1 protein-coding gene and 1 pseudogene are annotated in these 2,587 nt (G+C 75.7%); one reads left to right on the top strand and one right to left on the bottom strand.

What is annotated here, in order from left to right; genetic code table 11:
- Nucleotides 1–1,329 (top strand): annotated as a pseudogene (locus CCN44_RS26525) (PP2C family protein-serine/threonine phosphatase); the annotation flags it as partial.
- 125 nt (nt 1,330–1,454) lie between these two features.
- Here CCN44_RS26525 and CCN44_RS26520 read toward each other — a convergent pair.
- A partial coding sequence (locus tag CCN44_RS26520) for a S1 family peptidase (RefSeq protein ID WP_086700193.1) occupies nt 1,455–2,587 on the bottom strand: 1,133 nt, incomplete at its 5' end.

The raw sequence follows: 2,587 nt of genomic DNA, 5'->3' as shown, positions 1-2,587 counted from the left end.
CGCGCGCTCGCCGTGCGCGGGGTGCCGCCGCGAGGGAGTCTGTGGCCTGCGCCCGCCCGGCGAGTGGCTGTCGTTCCGGTTGTATCCGAGCACCACCGGGCTGAGCGTGCACATCAGCCGGGGCCCGGATGGTGGCCGAACTGGCGCGTGAGGCGCCGCGGGCGGAACGGCGGCCGTCCCGCCTGGTGACGATCTCCCAGGTGCTGGGCCTGGCGGGTGCGCCGACCGAGGCGGTCGGGGTGCGGGACGTGGTGCAGCTGGTGGGGGACGAGGTGCTCCCGGCCGTCGGCAGCCGGGCACTGGTGCCGCTGCGGGCGCAGGGCGGGCGGCTGCACGTCCTGGGGCACCGCGGCCACCGGGACCCGCACGTCGTCGAGCGGTTCGACGGGCTGCCGCTGTCCGAGCGGGCCCCGGGCACGCATGCCCTGAACAGCGGGGTGCTCGCGTTCTTCGAGCACCGGGAGCAGCTGGAGCGGCTGTATCCGCGCCGGCCCGAGACCTCCGACGGCTTCGCGGCCTGGGCGTACCTGCCGCTGATCGCGTCGGGACGGCCGGTCGGCACCTGGGTCCTGGCCCACGCCGGGCCGCACCCCTTCCCCGCGGACGAGCGCGCGGTGCTCACCTCGCTGGGCGGGCTGATCGCGCAGGCCCTGGAGCGGGCCCTGCTCTACGACGCGAGACACCGGCCGGCGCACGGGCGGCAGCAGGCTCTGTTGCCGCACTCGCTGATGCCGCCGCCCGGGATCGAGGCGGCGGCCCGCTGTCTGCCGGCCACCCACGGCATGGAGATCGGTGGCGATTTCTACGACCTGGTGCCGACCCGCCCGCCGGCGGCGGCGGTGATCGGGGACGTCCAGGGGCACAACGTGACCGCGGCGGGCCTGATGGGCCAGATCCGCACCGGCGTACGGGCGTACACCCCCGTGGGGGCAGGCTCCGCACGAGGTGATGGCCAGCACCAACCGGCTGCTGATCGATCTCGGTGCCGAACTGTTCGCCGGCTGGCTGTATCTGCGGCTGGGCCCGACGGGCGGGTGCGGGTGCTGGACCTGGCCGGGGGCCCGCTGCTGGGGATCGACGCCTCGGCCGGGTATCCGACGGCCGAGGTGTCCCTGGCCCCCGGCTCGGTGCTGGTCCTGTACGCCGACGGGCTCGTGGAGTCACCCGGCATCGACATCGAGGACGCACTGGTCGGCCTCGGCGCCCTGCCGGCGGAGGCCGGCGACCGGCCGCTGGAGGTTGGCGGACGAGGTGGTCCGGCACAGTACGGCGGCGCGGGGGCGGGTGGACGACGTGGCGGTGCTGTTGCGGGCGCGCGACGACGGCTGACGCGCACGACGACGGCGACGCGCACGACCGCGGTCCGGCCCTCCCGTGGGAGGGCCGGACCACTCCCCGCCGACCGGAACCGAGGGGGAGGCCGGCCGGGGAGTCCTCGGGGTGTGCGGGTTCGCTCAGTGCGAGCCGGCCGGGGACGACGCCCCGTCGTCCGCCGCGCCGGAGCCGGGCGCGCCGGCCGGTGCGGACGGGTCGGCGCCGCCGCCGATCCGGTCGCCGCCGGCGCCGGCCTGGTCACCCGCGCCCGCCTCGCCACCGGCCCCGGCTCCCGCACCGGCCTGGTCGCCCGCGCCGGCCTGGTCGTCCGCGCCCGCGCCGGCTTCGCCGCCGGCGCCGGCCTCGCCGCCCGCACCGTTGCCACCGTCACCGCCGTTGCCGCCGGCGCCGCCGTTGCCGAGTGTCGCGCCGGTGGCCTGGAGGGCGGTGGTGACCGGCTGGAAGAAGGTCTCGCCGCCGCTGGTGCAGTCGCCGCTGCCGCCGGAGGTGAGGCCGAGGGCGTTGCCGTCCTGGGTGAACAGCGAGCCGCCGCTGTCGCCGGGTTCGGCGCACACGTCGGTCTGGATGAGGCCGGTGACGGTGTCGACGCCGTTCGGGCTCGTCTCGCTCTGGAAGTTGACGGTGGCGTCCAGGCCGGTGACCTGGCCGTCGCGCAGCCCGGTGGTGGAACCCATCCGGAACACGGCCGTGCCGACGGTGGCCTCGGCGGCCTGGTTGATCTGCACGGTCTGGCCGTTGCCGGCGTCGACCTCGCTGGGCGCCTGGGTGTTCGGGTCGTTGTACTTGACGAGGGCGAAGTCGCCGGCGCCGGGGAAGGTGGCCTGGTCGACGGTGGCGATGGGCTGGCCGCCCTCGGAGTCGGACCACTCCTTGGCGGCGACCCCGCAGTGACCGGCCGTCAGGAAGGCGGGGCTGCCGTCGGAGGCGGTGACGTTGAAGCCGAGGGAGCAGCGGACGTTGCCGCCCTGCGCCTGGGAGAAGATGGCGTCGCCGCCCGAGACGAACGTCTTGAAGGTGCCGGCGGACTTCTTGAGGGTCGCCTTGCCGGATCCGAGGCTCCGCACGGTCGACTGCAGTCTGTCCCACTTGGCGCCGGTGACGGTGGAGTCGGCGGTGACCAGGACCTTGTTGGTGCGCGGGTCGACGGCCCAGGAGGTGCCGGGGATGGTCGCCCTCGTCTTCAGCGTCCGGGCGGCGGCCTTGAGTTCGGCGGTGCTGTTGGCGACCTGGCGGACGACCGCGCCCGCCTTCT

The organism is Streptomyces tricolor (assembly GCF_002155905.1).
Lineage (GTDB): Bacteria > Actinomycetota > Actinomycetes > Streptomycetales > Streptomycetaceae > Streptomyces > Streptomyces tricolor.
The sequence above is the reverse complement of the archived record's forward strand: the minus strand, read 5'-3'. Positions and strand labels throughout refer to the sequence as shown.